Source organism: Chitinibacter tainanensis DSM 15459 (genome assembly GCF_000429785.1).
Taxonomy (GTDB): Bacteria; Pseudomonadota; Gammaproteobacteria; order Burkholderiales; family Chitinibacteraceae; genus Chitinibacter; species Chitinibacter tainanensis.
The window spans coordinates 62,298-79,487 of record NZ_KE386952.1 but is presented as its reverse complement, the minus strand read 5'-3'; the positions used below and the strand labels follow the sequence as shown (position 1 = coordinate 79,487).

The 17,190-nt window shown below is 58.4% G+C and carries 14 protein-coding genes; 11 read left to right on the top strand and 3 right to left on the bottom strand.

Annotated features, from left to right (window positions below):
- The first annotated feature begins 100 nt into the window (after positions 1-100).
- The 11 genes from G482_RS0112665 (at position 101) to G482_RS0112615 (ending at position 13,051) form a co-directional block, all read left to right on the top strand.
- Positions 101-1,411 (top strand): oligosaccharide flippase family protein, encoded by a 1,311-nt coding sequence (locus tag G482_RS0112665; protein ID WP_169721081.1) that lies wholly within the window; start codon positions 101-103, stop codon positions 1,409-1,411.
- Positions 1,408-2,415 carry a glycosyltransferase family 2 protein gene (locus G482_RS18610; protein ID WP_051259009.1) on the top strand — a complete coding sequence of 336 codons (1,008 nt, stop codon included), beginning with the start codon at positions 1,408-1,410 and terminating at the stop codon, positions 2,413-2,415. Before G482_RS0112665 ends, G482_RS18610 begins: the two co-directional genes overlap by 4 nt.
- The gene (locus G482_RS0112655; RefSeq protein ID WP_034619725.1) at positions 2,412-2,903 is read left to right on the top strand and encodes a GNAT family N-acetyltransferase; all 492 of its coding nucleotides are present in this window, start codon (positions 2,412-2,414) and stop codon (positions 2,901-2,903) included. Before G482_RS18610 ends, G482_RS0112655 begins: the two co-directional genes overlap by 4 nt.
- On the top strand, positions 2,900-4,000 hold the full coding sequence (locus tag G482_RS0112650; RefSeq protein ID WP_028450332.1) for a glycosyltransferase: 1,101 nt from the start codon (positions 2,900-2,902) through the stop codon (positions 3,998-4,000). Before G482_RS0112655 ends, G482_RS0112650 begins: the two co-directional genes overlap by 4 nt.
- Positions 3,997-4,803 carry a glycosyltransferase gene (locus G482_RS0112645; RefSeq protein ID WP_028450331.1) on the top strand — a complete coding sequence of 269 codons (807 nt, stop codon included), beginning with the start codon at positions 3,997-3,999 and terminating at the stop codon, positions 4,801-4,803. The genes G482_RS0112650 and G482_RS0112645 overlap by 4 nt, the downstream gene beginning before the upstream one ends.
- On the top strand, positions 4,794-5,303 hold the full coding sequence (locus G482_RS0112640) for a GNAT family N-acetyltransferase (RefSeq protein WP_028450330.1): 510 nt from the start codon (positions 4,794-4,796) through the stop codon (positions 5,301-5,303). Before G482_RS0112645 ends, G482_RS0112640 begins: the two co-directional genes overlap by 10 nt.
- Entirely contained in the window at positions 5,303-6,151 is an 849-nt protein-coding gene (locus G482_RS0112635) for a glycosyltransferase (protein WP_034619724.1), read from the top strand. The genes G482_RS0112640 and G482_RS0112635 overlap by 1 nt, the downstream gene beginning before the upstream one ends.
- A complete protein-coding gene (locus tag G482_RS18605) occupies positions 6,148-7,248 on the top strand; it encodes a glycosyltransferase (RefSeq protein WP_051259008.1) in 1,101 nt (366 codons plus the stop codon). The genes G482_RS0112635 and G482_RS18605 overlap by 4 nt, the downstream gene beginning before the upstream one ends.
- On the top strand, positions 7,245-8,708 hold the full coding sequence (wbaP, locus tag G482_RS0112625; protein ID WP_028450328.1) for an undecaprenyl-phosphate galactose phosphotransferase WbaP: 1,464 nt from the start codon (positions 7,245-7,247) through the stop codon (positions 8,706-8,708). The genes G482_RS18605 and wbaP overlap by 4 nt, the downstream gene beginning before the upstream one ends.
- 99 nt (positions 8,709-8,807) lie before the next feature.
- Positions 8,808-10,118 carry an amino-acid N-acetyltransferase gene (argA, locus tag G482_RS0112620; RefSeq protein ID WP_028450327.1) on the top strand — a complete coding sequence of 437 codons (1,311 nt, stop codon included), beginning with the start codon at positions 8,808-8,810 and terminating at the stop codon, positions 10,116-10,118.
- A gap of 113 nt (positions 10,119-10,231) precedes the next feature.
- Positions 10,232-13,051, top strand: a complete 2,820-nt coding sequence (locus G482_RS0112615; RefSeq protein WP_034619723.1) for a bifunctional diguanylate cyclase/phosphodiesterase — start codon at positions 10,232-10,234, stop codon at positions 13,049-13,051.
- 87 nt (positions 13,052-13,138) lie between these two features.
- Here G482_RS0112615 and G482_RS18600 read toward each other — a convergent pair whose 3' ends face one another.
- Genes G482_RS18600 through mrdA form a run of 3 tightly spaced genes read right to left on the bottom strand, consistent with a single transcriptional unit; the run spans position 13,139 to position 17,168 of the window.
- Positions 13,139-14,113, bottom strand: coding sequence for a septal ring lytic transglycosylase RlpA family protein (locus G482_RS18600; RefSeq protein ID WP_034619722.1), 975 nt, complete (start codon positions 14,111-14,113; stop codon positions 13,139-13,141).
- Positions 14,114-14,128: 15 nt separating this feature from the next.
- The gene (gene rodA / locus G482_RS0112605; protein ID WP_028450325.1) at positions 14,129-15,241 is read right to left on the bottom strand and encodes a rod shape-determining protein RodA; all 1,113 of its coding nucleotides are present in this window, start codon (positions 15,239-15,241) and stop codon (positions 14,129-14,131) included.
- A complete protein-coding gene (gene mrdA / locus G482_RS18595) occupies positions 15,234-17,168 on the bottom strand; it encodes a penicillin-binding protein 2 (protein WP_051259007.1) in 1,935 nt (644 codons plus the stop codon). Before mrdA ends, rodA begins: the two co-directional genes overlap by 8 nt.
- Positions 17,169-17,190 lie beyond the last annotated feature (22 nt).

Genomic DNA, 17,190 nt, shown 5'->3' with positions numbered 1-17,190 from the left:
TTTTCAGCCCGCCGCCGTGCGCATACTGTTACAGGCCAGCTTGCGAAAGCGCGTAAAATGGCGGCACTCGCCGGTGCGAGATTGGCCTTGAGGTGTGTGGGTGAGCGCTGCCCGTTTAAGATCGAATATTCTGGCTCTGTATCTGGTACAGGGCCTCAATTACGTCGTGTCCTTCGTGACCTTCCCTTTTCTGCTGGTGCAGCTGGGGAGCGAAGGCTTTGGCGTGATGAACTTTGCCTTTGCCTGCGTGCAATATGGCGTGTTGCTGACCGACTTTGGCTTTAATCTCTCGGCGGTGCGCGAAGTCGCACAGGCGCGGCATGATCCGCAGGCGGCGGCGCGGATTTTCTGGCGAGTCACTTGGGCCAAGCTGCTGCTGATGCTGGCCTCGTGCGTGCTTTTGTTCGGGCTCACGTTGGGGCTGGATAGCTGGCGCGCCCATGCCGAGGTGTTTTTCTGGAGCCAGCTGTATGTGGCGAGCGCGGTGCTGTTTCCGCTCTGGTATTTCCAAGGTTTTGAAAAGCTGCAGCTGGCTTCTGGCTTGATGGTGTTGGCCCGCGCACTGACGCTGGGCTTTTTGCTGTATTGGGTCAATAGCCCTGACGATGTGGCGCTGGCAGTGATTTTGCAGGCCACACCGCAAATGCTGGCGGGTTTGCTATGGTGGGTTACCGGGTGGGGTATTGCTCGCCCAGCCTTGCAAATCGTGCCTTTGAGCGAGATACGTCAGGTATTAAAGCTGAGCTGGCCGTTTTTTCTCTCGGCAGTGTCTACTAGCCTCTACACCACTTCAACCACCGTACTACTGGGGATGTTTGCCGCACCGCTGCAGGTGGGTTTATTCGCCGCTGCCAGCAAGCTGGTGTATATCGCGCAGGGGCTGATTGGCCCGTTTGTGCAGGGCATGTACCCGCGCATTGCCCAGCTGGCCGCGCATGAGCCGCCAGCGGCGCTAAGACTGATACGCAAATCACTGTGGGTGCAAGGCGGCGTGGGGCTGGCGATGACGCTGGCGCTGGCGCTGTTTTTGCCGCTGTTTACCCCGCTGGCACAAGAGTGGCTGGGCGCGCAATCGGGCCTCACGCGCGCCCTGGTGGCGCTGGGCGACTCGCAACTGATTATGTGGTGGTTTGCCCCGGTGGTGCTATTAGGGGCGGTGTCGCTGGTGTTTGGTCAGCAAACCTTATTAGTGTTTGGTGAGGAGCGCTACTTTAGCCGTGTGCTGATTGCTGCCGGGGTGCTGAATGTGGCGCTGATGTGCGCGCTGGTGCCCGGTGCGACGCAAGCCGGCCTGCGGGCGGCGCAGTCGGTGTTGCTGGTTGAAGGCTTTATTACCCTAGCCTTTTTTTGGCGGGCGCGGCAAGTGATGGCGCGCGTGCGCCAAGCTGCCGTGGTAGAGGGGCAAGCATGAATCCGCTGGTGTCTTTTGTATTGCCGTGTTTTAACTCGGCAGAGTATCTGCAGCAAACCATCGATAGCATTGCTGCGCAGACCTATACCCACTGGGAGTGTGTGGCCATTGATGATGGCTCTAGCGATGCCACCCTAGCGATTTTGCTGGCGGCCGCTGAGCGCGATAGCCGCTTTCGGGTGATTACCCGCGAAAATCGTGGCCTGATTGCCAGCCTGAACGAGGGGATTGCCGCCGCGCGCGGGGAATGGATTGCCCGCATTGATGCCGACGATCTGTGCCGGTCAGAGCGGCTGGCGGTGCAGCTGGGCTATTGTGCGCAGTGGCAGCTGGATGTGTGCGGCAGCTGGGTTGGCTTTATTGGCGAGCGGCGCGGCGAGTGGCATACGCCCGTGACCGATGCGCAGATCCGTTTGGCTTTGCTGTTTAATACACCGCTGGCTCACCCGAGTATTTTGGCGCGCACGAGCTTACTGAAAGCTCATCCATATCCAGCCGATGCGCCGCATGCCGAAGACTATGCCCTGTGGTGCCAGCTGGCCCGGCAGCCCAGCGTGCGCTTTGGCAATGTGCCCCAAGTGCTGCTGCACTATCGCACCCATCGTGGGCAAGTCACGCAAGCCAAAAAAGCCGCCTTGCTGATTACCGCGCAGCGTGTGCGCGAAGACTACGCTGGCCACGCCCTACCGGTGGCTTTGCAGCCGCTGGCTGCCGAGTTTGCCAAGCTGGCTGAACCGAGCCGTTTACTGAATCATGCCGAATGGCGCTGGATGTGCGATTTCTTCCGCCAGCTGCTGGCCTTACGCCCCGAAAGCCGTGGCGCCTTGGGCGAATGGTGGCTGGATACGCTGCAGCGAAGCCGCGGGGTGAGCCTGCTGGATGCGCCAGCGGTACTGCGGCTGGCATTGCAGATGCCGCCGCCTAAGGCTGAGCGAAAAAAACTATTGAAGCAAAGTTTGCGATTAGTGATGTCAGATTATGTGTGGCGCAAGGTGAAACCATGAATGGTTTCCAGATTCGCCCTGCTGAAGCCAGCGATGCTGCCGTTTTAGCCGCTCTATCAATACAAGTTTGGTTAGATACATACGCTGAGGGTGTAAATTCGCAATTTGCGGATTACGTTTTACATGCGTTCACTCCAGAAAAAATACAGGGCGAATTGGCACAAAATAACTGCCTCGTATCAACGCTAGATGGTGCAGTAGTCGCCTTTGCGGTGTTTGGTCTGGCCAATTCGGCAACTGAGCATGGTGTTGAAGTGAGTCGGCTCTATGTTCAACCACGATTCCAACAACAAGGCGTTGGCCATGCCTTATTTGCAGAGCTTTGCCGTCAGCTAGGCCAATTCTGGTTAAGTGTTTATCACGCTAACCACAATGCAATCCGCTTTTATCATCGCCAAGGGATGCGACAAGTCGGCCGAAGCTATTTCGAGTTAGGCTGTGAGCAACATGAAAATTATGTGCTGGCTTTTGGCGGAGCTACGACATGAAGGTAGCAATCCTATTGCGAGATCTTGGCCTTGGCGGCGTTGAGCGTTGCGCCGTGCTGGTGGGCGAGGGGCTGTGCGCCTTGGGCTTTGAAGTGACGCTGGTGTTGCTCGGTGGCAGTAGCAATTTATGGCGCGAGCGGATTAAGCAGGTCAAGGTGGTTGATGTTTCCACACAATGGCAGCCTCTGCGCCCGCAGACGTGGTGGCGGGGCTGGCGCGCGGTGCGGCAGATTGTGCGTGGGCACGATGTGGTGCTGGCCGGCTCCTTTTTGCTGCCGCTGTATATGGCCTACGCCGCCAGCTTTGGTTTGGGTAAGCGGGTGATTGGCTGGGTGCATGGCCCGCTATTTGAATTGGATCAGTTCGCGCGGATGAACCCGGTGCACCGGCATGCCTGCCAGTGGGTGTATCGCCGCCTGGCGGAGCTGGTGTTTGTATCTGAGCATGCGCGTACCTCATTGGCCCGCTGGTTGGAAACGCCACCGCGCGCCGGTTGGCAGGTCTTGCCTAATTTTGTCGATGCCGAGCAAGACTGGCCGCACTGGCAAGCACGGGCGCCAGGCGCGCCGCTGCGGCTATTGTTTGTGGGGCGGATTGCCGAAGAAAAACAGCCACAGCTGTGGCTAGATACCTTGAGCGCGCTCAATCTGCGCGGCATCGCCGCCACGCTGACCATTGTTGGCGACGGCCCAATGCAAGCCGAGCTGGCGGCACAGGTGGCCGAACGTCAGCTGGGGGCGCAGATTCATTTTGCCGGGCGCCAGGCCGATGTCGCCGCCTATTTGGCGCAGGCCGATGTGCTGCTGCTGACTTCCAGTTTTGAGGGTTGTCCGCTGGTGGTGCTCGAAGCCATGCCGATGGGGGTGCTGGTGGCCAGCACCAATGCCGGCGGTGTGTACGAGCTATTTGGCGATCGGCGCAGTGATTTTGTGGTGCCCGACGCCACGGGCACTGCACTGGCCGAGTTGATCGAGCGCCAGCAAGAGCGGGCGCTGGTCTTGCAAAATTTCCTGTTTAAACGGGCGCAGCACTATGCCCAAAGCCAGATTTTGGCCCGTTGGGCCAGTTTGCTGGCCAGTACGAGAACCTCGCAATGAATCGTGTGGCCTTACTGATTCCGCATTTTAATAATCCGGCCGGCCTGTGTGCCTCCTTGGCCTCGATTGGGCCGGATGAAGCGCTGGATGTGGTGATTGTGGATGATGGCAGTACCCGTGCGCCGCTGGATGAAGCTGCCGCACGCGCGGCATTTCGCGCGCAGGGCGAGCTGAAGTTTTACTATTTGCCGCATAATTGCGGCATTGAATATGCGCTGAATACCGGGCTGGAAGCCATGCTGGCTGCCGGCTATGAATATGGCGCCCGACTTGATTGCGATGATGTGGTTGCGCCCTATCGCTTTGCCAAGCAAGCGGCGTTTCTGGATGCGCAGCCGGCGGTGTATCTAGTCGGCAGCGCGGTGACGTTTTTTGATGCCAGCGGTGATCGCTTTACCATTCATCAGCCGCAAAGCCATGCCCAGATCGTGCGGCAAATGCATGACGACAATGCCTTCACCCATCCGACCGTGATGTTTCGCATGGCGGGTGTGCGTGAGCTGGGCCTGTATCCCACCGACTGCAAGGCCGCGGAAGATTTTGCCTGGTTCTGGCAGTTTGTGGCCCGCTATCAAACGGCCAATTTACCCGAAGTGCTGACCCGCAGCGAATACAATGATGCCGGTATTTCGATGAGCAAACGCCGCTTGCAACAGGGCCAGCGGCTGAAATTGCTGTGGCGGTATTTCGATTGGCAGCCGCGCTCGGCGCTGAAGCTGGCCAAGGCCGGCGCCTCGTATCTGCTGCCTTTAACCGTAGCCCGGCGGCTGAAGCGACTGTTGGGAGTGGGGAAATGGAATTGACCATCCGGGCGGCAACGGCCGCCGATGCCGCGGCCATCACGGCTGTATTGCAAGCGGCCTTTGCCCAGCATCCGCATAGCCAAAATCAGGAATATCGACTGGTGGAGGCCTTGCGCGAGCAGGGCGGCCTGAGCGTGGCACTGTGTGCCTGGCAGGGTGAGCAGCTGTGCGGGCTGGTGTGTGCCTCGCCAGTGCAGTTGCCGATGAGCGCTGAGGGCTGGTACTGCATTGCGCCGTTGGCTGTACTGCCGGCGCTGCAAGGGCAAGGCATTGGCCAGCAGTTGATGCTGGCCGTGTTGCATGAATTGCAAGCCATGGGGGCGGCAGGCTGTGTGCTGGTGGGCGAGCCTGGCTACTATCAGCGCTTTGGATTGAGCGGCGACCCGGCCCTGACTTCGGCTGGGATTCCGCCCGAGTATGTGCTCTCGCGCGCCTTTGGCTCGCAACAGGCGCAAGGCGAAATTATTTACCACCCGGCGTTTGCCGTGCTGGAAAGCTAATGGACGAACAGATTAAACCGTCGCAGCCGGTTTTGCTGCTGATTCCGCATTACAACAATCCGGCTGGCCTGGCCCAATCGCTGGCCAGCATCGGGCCCAATGAGCCATGCGATGTGTTAGTGGTGGATGATGGCAGTGTTAAAGCGCCGCTAGACCGCGCAGTAGCGCAGGCAGCATTTACCGGTCAAGGCACTTTACGCATTTTATCCCTCGCGCAAAACAAGGGAATTGAAGGGGCGCTGAATGCCGGCCTGCAGTGGGCCAAGGCGCGTGGCTATGCGTGGATCGCGCGGCTGGATTGTGGTGATTGCAATGTATCTGATCGTATCGCTCGCCAGCTCTCGTTTGTAGAGCAACACCCAGGGGTGGTATTGGTGGGCGGCGCTGCTAGCTTCGTCGATCAGGCGGGGGTTGAGCAGTTTGTGTTACGCCATCCGTGCACCCATGCCGAGATTTTGCGCTACATGAAGAAAAACTCGGCCTACATTCACCCTAGCGTGCTGTTTCGGTTAAGTGCGGCCGAGGCGGTGGGCTGGTATCCGCTGGATGTGCCGGCGGCTGAAGATTACGCGCTGTTTTGGGCGTTAGCGCGGCAGTACCAGGTGGCCAATTTACCGGATGTTTTAATTCGCTACGAACTCGACCCGAACGGTATTTCGCTAGGCAAGCGGCGCATTCAGCTGCAGTCGAGATTAAAACTGCAGCGGCGCTATTTTGATGGCAGCCCGGCCGCACTGGCGGGCATCGCCCGCACGCTGGCGCTGCTGGCCTTACCGTATGAGCTGGCCTTTAAGCTCAAAGCCCGTTTGCGCCGCGCACCGCGGCCAGCAGCGGAGGATATGCAATGAGCCGGATCGTGCATGTGGTTGAATCTTTTGGCGCCGGTACGTTGTCGATGGTGTCGGCCATGGCCAACCAGCAAGCGGCCGATGGGCATGCAGTGACGGTGATCCATTCGGTGCGCGAAGAAACGCCGGCCAATTGGCGTGCACTGTTTGCCAGCGCGGTGGCCTGTATTCATCTGCCGATGCAGCGCGCAATCCATCCGCTGAATGATTTTCGGGCCGGTCGGGCGCTGTATCGCTGGCTGCGTGACTTGCAGCCCGAGGTGGTGCATCTGCATTCAAGTAAGGCTGGCGCGATTGGCCGACTGGTGAGCCTCATGTGGGCCGAGCCGGGCGGACCGCGCTGGTTTTTCTCGCCGCACGGCTTGTCGTTTTTGCAGCGGGCCGAAGGGCGCCTGAAAAATAGTATTTTTCTGGGGATTGAGAAAATCCTGGCTGGGGTACCGGTGACGTTTCTGGCATGCTCGCCCTCCGAAGCAGAGGAAATTCGGACTCACCTTAGCCCGAATGTACGGGTGGTGAATAACGCCATTGATCTGGCGCTGATCAGCCCCGCGCGCCCGGGTGGCGCACGGCTGCGTATCGGCACGGTGGGTCGGGTGACGTTGGCGCGTAATCCTGAGCTGTTTGCCGAAATTGCGGCCCAATGTCGCGATTTGCCGGTTGATTTTGTCTGGGTGGGGGGGGGCGATGCCAGTGGCGAAGCGGGACTGCGCACTGCAGGGGTGCAGGTGCTGGGCTGGTGCGAGCGCGCTGTGGCGCTGCGCGAGCTGGCGCAGCTGGATATTTACCTGCAAACCAGTCGCTGGGAAGGCTTGCCCGTGGCAGTGATCGAAGCCATGGCGGCCGGTCTGCCGGTGCTGGCGACCAATGTGGTGGGCAACCGCGATCTGGTGCAAAACGGCGTCAACGGCTATTTGGTCAATACTGCTGACGAATTTAGCCAGACGCTGCGTCGCCTAGTGGCCGATGCCGAGGCGCGCGCCCAGCTGGGCGATGCTGCGCGTGAGTTTGCGCAGGCGCATTACTCTTTGCGCCGGATGATGAATGATTTGTACGCCGCTTACGGCATTCCCCCACAGGGGCAGGAAACACCATGATGCAAGAAGAAAAACACCTGCACGCCGAGCGGGCCAAGCCTTGGCTCGCGCTGGCCGATTTTGCCGCCTTGGCCTTGTCATTCGGGCTGGCGATGCTGCTGTTGTGGCTGTTCCGTTATCACCGCATCGGCGCCAGCATGGAGCTGTGGTGGGTGTGGGAAGGCCAGCAGCAGGGGCTGGCGTTTCTAGGGTTGGCGCTGATCACGGTGGCCAGCTTCTGGTGGCGCGGGCATTACAGCCTGCGCTTGCCATTCTGGGATGAGCTATTGGAAGTGCTGCGCGCCTTGCTGCTGGCGGCCTTGCTCAATGGCATGCTGGTGCTGCTGGGCAAATTTACCGTGTCACGGTTTTTGTGGCCGGTGTCGTGGGGGCTGGCGCTGGTGCTGCTGCCTTATTGCCGCCATCTGGTTAAACGCGCGCTGCTGCGCGCCGGGCTGTGGCAATTACCGACGGTGATTATCGGCGCTGGGGTGAATGCGCAAGACGCCTATCGCGCCATGCATTCCGAGCCCACGCTGGGCTTTAGCGTGCAGGCCTTTGTGTCTACCGAGGCCGCTGCGGAGGATGAACTCGTGTTTGGCGACGAACGCCTGCCGGTGGTGAAGCTCGCGCGCGAAGAATTACTGCCGTGGCTGGCCGCCAATGGCCGCCCGCATGTGGTGGTGGCGGTGAATCAGGATGAGCTACAACAGCTCAGTAGCCAGGTGGAGCAATTATCGCTGCGCTACAAAGACATCCACATTATTCCGCCGATAGCCGGTTTGCCGCTATTTGGCGTGGTACCGCATCACTTCTTTAGCCATGAAGTGCTGCTGCTGCGGGTGCGCAATAATCTGATGGTGAAGCCTTTAATCCGGCTGAAGCGGGCCTTTGATCTCTTTGGCGCCAGCGTGGGGCTATTGTTGCTCTCGCCGCTGTTGTTGTATGTGCTGTATCGGGTGAAGCAAGAGGGCGGGCCGGGCTCGGTGTTTTTTGGCCACGAGCGCATCGGCATGAATGGCGTGCCGTTTAAGTGCTGGAAATTTCGCACCATGGTGCACAACAGTCAGGAAGTGTTAGAGCGCTTACTCGCCACCGATCCGGCTGCGCGGGCGGAATGGGATAAAGATTTCAAACTGAAAAACGACCCGCGCATTACCCGCATTGGGGCGTTTTTGCGCAAAACCAGCTTGGATGAGATTCCCCAGTTATGGAATGTGCTAAAAGGCGAAATGAGCCTGGTTGGCCCACGGCCGGTGATCGCCGCCGAGCTGGAGCGCTACGGCGATAAAGTAGATTTTTATCTTGAAGCGCGCCCGGGCCTGACCGGTTTGTGGCAAGTATCCGGTCGTAATGACACCACCTATGCCGAGCGGGTAGCGCTGGATGCGTGGTATGTGAAAAACTGGAATCTATGGTATGACATCGCGATTGTCTGCAAAACCATCCGCACGGTGGTCAGTGGACACGGCGCATACTAATGGTGGGTATTGCCAGCTAGGTATTAATAATATTTGATCGGGGCGATATACCCCGATTGGCCAGTGTTTGCTTGCCCCAGGGGGCAAAAGGCTAGATCAATGCAAGATTTCGTACAGTGGTTTCGGCAGGCCGCACCTTATATCCACGCTTTTCGCGGGCGGACCTTTGTGCTGGCCCTGGGCGGCGAGGTGGTGCGCGATGGCAAATTTGCCACGCTGACGCACGACATTAACCTGCTAACCAGTCTGGGGGTGCGGCTGATTGTGGTGCATGGCGCCCGGCCGCAAATTGAGGCGCGCATGGCCGAGCGTGGTCTGGCGCCGCAATATCATCACGGCGTGCGGGTGACCGACAGCCAGGCGCTGGAATGCGTGATTCAGGCTGCCGGCCATGTGCGGGTGGAGATCGAATCCTGGCTGTCGATGGGTTTGGCCAATTCGCCGATGGCCAATGCCGATATTCGTGTTTCGGCCGGCAATTTTGTGACCGCCCAGCCGATGGGCGTGCGCGATGGCATTGATCTGCAGTACACCGGTGAGGTGCGCAAGGTCGATACCACGGCCATCAATTACCGGCTGGATGATGGCGAAATGGTGCTGCTATCAACCATCGGCTATTCGCCAACCGGCGAGATTTTTAACTTAACACTGGAAGATGTCGCCACCAGCACCGCCATTGCGCTCAAAGCCGACAAACTGCTGTTTATGTTTGGCCAACAAGGCGTGGTGAATGACGAGGGCGAGCTGCAAACCGAGCTGACCGCCATCGAGGCCGAGCAGTTTTTGCAGGATCATCCCGAGGTTAATGAAGACGTGCGGCTGTATCTGCCCTGTGCGATTCGCGCAGTGCGCTATGGCGTGAAGCGGGCGCATCTGATCACGCACCATGTGGATGGCAGCCTGTTGATGGAGCTGTTTACCCACGATGGGATCGGCACCATGATTTCGCGCGCCTCGCTCGAGACCCTGCGCCACGCCACCATCGATGACATCGGCGGGATGCTGGCGCTGATCGAGCCACTGGAAGATCAGGGTGTACTGGTCAAGCGCGGGCGCGAATTGCTCGAGCGCGAAGTCCATCGCTATTCGGTGCTGGAGCACGATGGCAAGATCATCGGCATTGTGGCGATTCATCCGTTTCTGGAAAGCAAAATGGCCGAGCTCGCCTGCTTGGTAATTCACCCGGATTATCGCGATGAAGACCGCGGCGCTGATCTTTTGCGCCACGTGGAGCAGCAGGCGCGCGGCATGGGCATGGAAAAACTCTTTGCCCTCACTACGCGCACCAGCCACTGGTTTGTCGAGCGCGGCTTTAAGCAGGCCGCGGTGGATGATTTGCCGATCGAGAAAAAGCAGCTGTATAACTACCAGCGCCGCTCGAAAGTATTTGTGAAACTGCTGAGCCGCTAAGCCCGGCTGTCCTGCTGCCCTTGCGGGTGAAAACCCGCAGAACTGCAGCGTTTTTTACGCCGATCAACGGCTTTTCTAGTGCGCAGCGGCGAACTGATAGTAAGCTCAAGACTATGCTTGTCCGCCCGTTTTTTTCTTCGCTGCGCAGCCGGCTGATTGCCGCCAGTATTCTGGTGCAAGCCGCATTATTGCTGGTGCTGCTGCTCAATACTTCCCGCATCTGGACCGAGATGGTGCACCAGGTCAGTGAAGTGCGCGTGCAGGAATTATCGCGGCTACTCAGTGCCGCCTTTACCGCCCCGATGGCCAGCGGCGATCTGGCCAAAGCCAGCGATCTGCTCGATGGGATTCGTTCGACCGAAGGGATTGATTATCTGGTGCTGCTGGATAGTCGCCAGCAGATCATCGCCGCGCGGGGCTGGGATGTCTCGCAGCCCTTACCTAAACCCAATACCAGCTCGGTCGGTGCGCAAAGCGATACCGTAATTACCCATGCTGCCACCCGCATCGAGCAGGGTGGTGAGGCGCTGGCCGAACTGCGCTTCGGGATTTCCAATGTCATCATGCACGATGCCGCCCGCCGGCTGATCTGGCAAAGCGCGCTCGGGCTGGCCGTGGGCTTGCTGGCCACGGTGATTTTGATGACCATGCTGGGCGTGTGGCTAACCCGGCATTTGTATCGCATTCTGAGCGCGGCCGAGACCGCCAGCCAAGGGCATTTCGAGGCGCTGGCCGAGCCGCAAGGCAATGATGAAGTTGCGCAAATTACCCGCCGTTTTAATGAAATGGCGCGGGTGATTCGCGATCGCGTGTATGCCTTGTCGCAATCCGAGGCCAAGTTTCACGCCATTGCCGACCATACCTATAGTGCCGAGCTGTGGCTCAACCCCGAAGGTAAGCTGGTGTGGGTGAATGCTTCGGTTGAGCGGCTGACCGGTTATTCGGTGAATGAATGTCATCTGCTGCCTGATTTTCCGCTCTCGCTGGCTACGCCCGAAGAGCGGGCGCGGCTGGATGGGGCGCTGCGGCAGGCGCTGCTCGAGCAATCAATGCAGCAAGATTATGAATTCCGCGCCGTGCGTCGCGATGGCGCGCTGTTCTGGGCTTCGGCCAGCTGGCTGCCGCTGTTTGATAATCAAGGCCAATATCAGGGCCTACGCGCCAGTTTGCGCGATAACTCCGACATGAAAGACGACCGTCTGGCCCTGCGCAAGGCGGTGGTCGAGCTGCGGCAAATTCAATCGCTGGGGCAAAGCTATCTGCAGCGCGCCGAGAGCGAACGCGCGCGGATGATGGCCTTGCTGGCGGCGATGCGCTTTGGGGTGTTATTCCTCGATAACGATAACCGGGTGGTGTTTTTTAACCCAGCTTTCTGCGAGCTGTGGGGCATTTCCAGTGCCGAATTGCTCAGTCACCGGCCGGTGGGGCAGGTGTTGCAACAGGCCGATAATCGCCCGGCGCTGGGCGATATTTTGTCGATTTATCTCGAAGAGCTGTCGCTGATGGAAGATCGCGTCGATTTTGGCGAGATCACCATGAATGATGGCCGCATCGTGGTGCAAAACTGCTACCGCGTACTCGACCCGAAAGGCGAAACCAATGGGCGGATGTGGGTTTACGAAGACGTCACCCAGCAGCGCGCGCTGGCCGAGCATATGGTCAACCTAGCCGAGCGTGATGCGCTCACGGGCTTGTATAACCGCCACCGCTTCCAGCAAGAGCTGGAGCGGATGGTGTCCGAAGCGGATCGCCGCCAGCAATCGATGGCGCTGATCTTCTTTGATCTGGACGAATTCAAGCATGTAAACGATAGCTTCGGCCATGCGGTGGGCGATGAACTACTGAAGAGCATTGCTCGCGAAATCAGCAAGCAGGTGCGCCGGCATGAAGTGCTCTCGCGGCTGGGCGGGGATGAATTTGCCGTCTTGCTGCCGGAAAGTGGTGAATTTGAAGTCAGCAAGCTGGCTGAGCGGATTGTGAGCTCGATTGCGCAAATCCAGTTTAATACCGGCACGCACATGATTCGCCCGCGCACTTCGGTGGGGGTGGCGCTGTATCCGCTGCATGCCGACAATGCCGAAGACTTGGTCGCGCATGCCGATTCGGCTATGTATCAGGCCAAGGCCGCCGGCAAGGGTACGTGGCGGCTGTATCACCCCGATGCCGATCATTCGCGCAATGAGCTGACGCGGCTATCGTGGAAAGAGCGGATTATGGATGCGCTGGAGCACGATGGCTTCGAGCTGCATTTTCAGGGTATTTATCACTGCCATGACAAATCACTGGCGCATCTGGAAGCGCTGGTGCGGATGAAAGATGCCGATTCGCCCGGCGGCGTGATTATGCCGGGGCATTTCATCCCGCATGCTGAGAAAAGCGGCAAGATTCTGGAGCTGGACCGCTGGGTGATTCATAAAGTGATCCAGCAGCTGGCCAATTTCCCGTCCTGCCCATCCATTGCGGTGAATGTCTCGGGCCGTTCGTTTGATGACCCTGAGCTGCCGGCGTATATCGATAATCTACTCAAACAATATCGCGTGCAGCCCAAGCGCTTGCTGGTAGAGCTGACCGAAACCTCGGCGGTGTCGGATATGACCGATGCCCAGCGCTTTATTGATGCACTGCGCGCCACGGGGTGTGTGGTGTGTCTGGATGATTTTGGGGTAGGTTTTGCCTCGTTTGCCTACCTGAAGCAATTGAAGGCCGACGTGCTGAAAATTGATGGGCTGTTTATTCGCGATTTGCAAAATGACCACGACAGCCAGGTATTCGTGCGCGGGATGGTGAGCATTGCCCACGATCTGGGCAAAACGACGATTGCCGAATTCGTCGAGAACGAAGCCATCTTCAAAATGCTGGTGGAATTTGGCGTTGATCAGGTGCAGGGCTACTGGCTGGATAAACCCCAGCGCGACCATCCGGGTTTGCGCTAGGGGTATATGGCTAGATTCTAATCAAATCAATCTTGCCATGATGATACTGGGGTCGGGTATCTGCGCAAGATCGGATGCGCTGGCGTACTAGCGCGCGACCACGGCTTGCAGGTTTTTATCGCCAGTGATTTGCGCAATGGCCGCCAGCGCGGCGTCGCGATTGCGATAAGGGCCCAATTTCACCCGATGCAATTTGCCATCGCTCTGGATCACCAGTTTGTCGGTATCGCGATCCAGCTCGCGCGCCAGATGCGCTTTAAAGTTATCGGCATTTTGCAGCGAGCTAAACGCCCCTAACTGTACATACACGCCCCCACCCTGATCATCTGCCACCGGAATCGGGCGTGGCAGATTCGGGCTGGCTGGCGCCGGCGTCGCCGCTGGTACTTGCGCCGCGGCAATCACGGTGCTTGGCGCATCGCCCGGCAGCAGGCTTTCAACGCGAACTTCAGCACTGCCTTGCGTGGCATAGCCAAGGCGGCAGGCGGCGAGGAAGGATAAATCCATCACCCGGCCTTTATGAAAAGGACCACGATCATTCACGCGCACAATCACGCTGCGGCCGTTTTTCACATTGGTCACCCGGGCGTAGCTCGGTAACGGCAGCGTCGGGTGAGCCGCCGTCATCTGGAACATATCGTAGACTTCGCCGGTGCTGGTTTTCTGGCCATGAAACTTGCGGCCATACCAGCTGGCGATGCCTTGCTCCTGCAATTGCCCGGGCGCCGCTAGTGGGCTAAACGACAGCCCGAGTACGGTGTAGGGGCGATTGGCCCATTTGTGCAGCGGCTCCCACTTGGGCGCGGGTTCGGCGATGTAATCCAGATTGGCTGGCAGATCGCTCATCGGACCATCGTCTTTGTAAAACGCGCCATTGCCGGTTTTGGGGCTGTATTCACAGCGATAAGGCGATGGACTGCTGCTGAGCGTTGGGCCCGTGGGGGCGGTGCTGGGCTGGGGCGTGGGCGCGGGTTTGCTCGGGGTAGTACTGGGTGGGGGTGTGGTGCTGCAGGCCGCCAAAATCAAAGAGCCCAGAATAATACCCTTGCTGCTGTGTCGCATGCTGTGTCCTTGCGCTTAGCCTTTCATCAACGAGCGGTCGCGCTGGATGCTCATCAACAAGCCAAAGGTGGCCAGAATCGAAACCATCGAGGTACCGCCATACGAAATCAGTGGTAAAGGCACACCGACCACCGGTAGCATCCCCGAGACCATGCCCATATTGACGAGGGCATAGGTAAAGAAGTTCATCGCAATCGCCCCGGCCAGCAGGCGGCCAAACAGGGTGTTGGCGCTATTGGCGATCATCAGCCCGCGGAAAATCACCAGCAAGTACAAAATCAGCAAAACGCAGTTGCCCAACAGGCCGAATTCTTCGCCATACACGGCGAAGATAAAGTCGGTGGTGCGCTCGGGGATGAAATCCAGATGTGTTTGTGTGCCGGCCAGCCAGCCCTTGCCAAACGCCCCGCCCGAGCCAATCGCAATCGTGCCCTGAATAATGTGATAACCGGCGCCCAGTGGGTCGGCCATCGGGTCGAGCATGGTGGCAATGCGGCGGCACTGGTATTCATGCAGCACCTGCACGCAGAGATTCCAGTGCGTCACGATATAGGCAAAAATGCCGATGCCCACGCTCATAAAGGCGAGGAAATACCACGACAGGCCGGCAAAAAACAGCACATAAAAGCCCGATGAAGCAATCAACAGGCCTGTGCCCAGATCGGGTTGCTTCAGAATCAGCGCAAATGGCACCAAAATAATCAGCGCAGCCCCGACAAAATGCCGCCAATTCAGCGTCGATTCAAAATGATGGAAATACCAGGCCAGCATCAGCGGCAGCGCCAGTCGCATCAGCTCGGATGGCTGAATGCGGGTGATACCGATATTCAGCCAGCGGGTAGCGCCATGACTGGTGATGCCGAAAAACTCGACCGCCAACAGCAGCAATACCCCCAGCGCATAGCCCGGCAGTGCCAGCTGCATCAGAATGCGCGGCTTGATATTGGCAATACACCACATGCCAAACAGCGAGACGCCCATAAAGGTGACTTTATCCATCACCCGCTCAAGGTCGCGATTTGAGGCGGAATACAGCACCACGCTCGATACCGCAAACAGCAGCATGATAAACAGGAATAGCCAAGGATCGACCGGGCGCTTGATCCGTTCCCAAAGATGTCTAATCACGAGGTACTACTCCTTCCTGCTCGACCACTTCGCTGGCCGCTTTGCTGGCCACGCCCGACGCGGCGACGGCTGGATCGCTTGGCAGCTTGCCGGTCAGATAATAATCGAGCACTTTACGGGCAATCGGCGCAGCAGCTTGCGCACCGAAGCCGCCATTTTCAACGATGACCGCCAGCGCGATTTTGGGCTTATCCACTGGGGCAAACGCGATAAACCACGAGTGATCGCGCAGCCGCTCTTTAATCGCGTTGGCGTTGTATTTGGCGCCCTTCAAGCTGAAAACCTGCGCGGTACCGGTTTTACCCGCCGAGGTGTAGGGGGCGTTGCGGAATACCCCGGCACCTGTACCGACGGTCATCACGCCTTCCATGCCGCGAATTACCCGCTCGATATTTTCCTGTTTCCACGGCAGGGTTTTCACCGGTTTGGGCTCGACCAGCGTGGTTTTACCGCTGGCCGGGTCGGTCATCGAATACACCGCATGCGGTTTAAATACCACGCCACGATTAGCAATGGTGGCGGTGGCGTGTGCTAGCTGCATCGGGGTGAAGGCGTTGTAGCCTTGGCCAATCCCGATCGACACGGTTTCACCCGAGTACCATTTTTGCTGGGCCGGTTTTTTAAAGCGTTTTTTCTTCCATTCGGGGCTTGGCAAAATCCCGGGCCGCTCGCCCGGCAGATCGGCGCCGGTGGGCACGCCGAAATCGAGCATCGCCATCGATTTGGCGATGTTATCAATCCCCATCTGTACGGCCAGCTGATAGAAATAGGTGTCTGACGAATACGGAATCGAGCGGTCAAAGTTCATCGATCCATAGCCGCCTTTTTTCGAATCATTAAAGCGGTGGCCGCCGTATACAAAATAACCCGGGTCGCTGATGGTCTGGTGTACCAGCGGCAGATTCAGCTCCAGCGCCGCAATTGCCATAAAGGGCTTGAAGGTCGAGCCGGGCGGATATTCACCGCGAATCGCGCGGTTGAGTAGGGGCTTATCCAGCGAGGTATTAAGTTCGGTCCAGGTTTGCGGGTCGATACCATCAACAAACAGATTGGGGTCAAAGCCGGGCTGAGACACCATGGCCAAAATCCCACCGGTGGCCGGATCAATCGCCACCAGCGAGCCGCGGCGGCCGGCAAATTGCTGCTCCACCATCTGCTGCAGTTTCATATCCACGGCGAGGGTCAGGTCTTTGCCGGTTTGCGGTGGGGTGCGGCTAAGAGTGCGTACCGCGCGGCCACCCGAATCGATTTCCACCTGCTCAAAGCCGGTTTGGCCGTGCAGATGCGCTTCGTAGCTTTGCTCGATCCCGAGCTTGCCGATGTGATCGGTGCCGCGGTAATTGGGCAGTACCCCATCTTCATCCAGCTGCTTGAGGTCGCGATCGTTGATACGGCCGATATAGCCAATCAGGTGGCTTGCTGATTCGCCCATCGGATATTGGCGAAACAGCCGCGCTTTGATTTCTACCCCGGGAAAGCGATAGCTTTGCGCGGCAAAGCGCGCCACTTCTTCATCGGTGAGCTTGGTGCGGATTGGCAGGGTTTCAAAGTCTTTGGTTTCTTCTTGCAGCTTTTTAAAGCGGCGGCGATCTTTGGGCGTGATCTCGACAATGCCTTTGAGGCGGGTGATGGTGTCCTCGAGGTCGCCGACTTTCGATGGAGTAATTTCCAGCGTGTAGGCCGAGAAATTATGCGCCAGTACCACGCCATTGCGGTCGCGAATAATCCCGCGCGAGGGCGGAATCGGCACCAGCGAAATCCGGTTTTGCTCGGCCAGCGTCAGATAGCGCTCATGCTGCAAGACCTGTAGCCAGACAAAACGGCCAGTGAGCACACAAAACATCAGCAGCACAAATAAAATTGCTACCGCCAGCCGCACCTGGAAAGCGTTGCGCTCATTATGATGATTCATCACCACCCGGCTCATGGCAGACTCCGGGGGTGAGCAT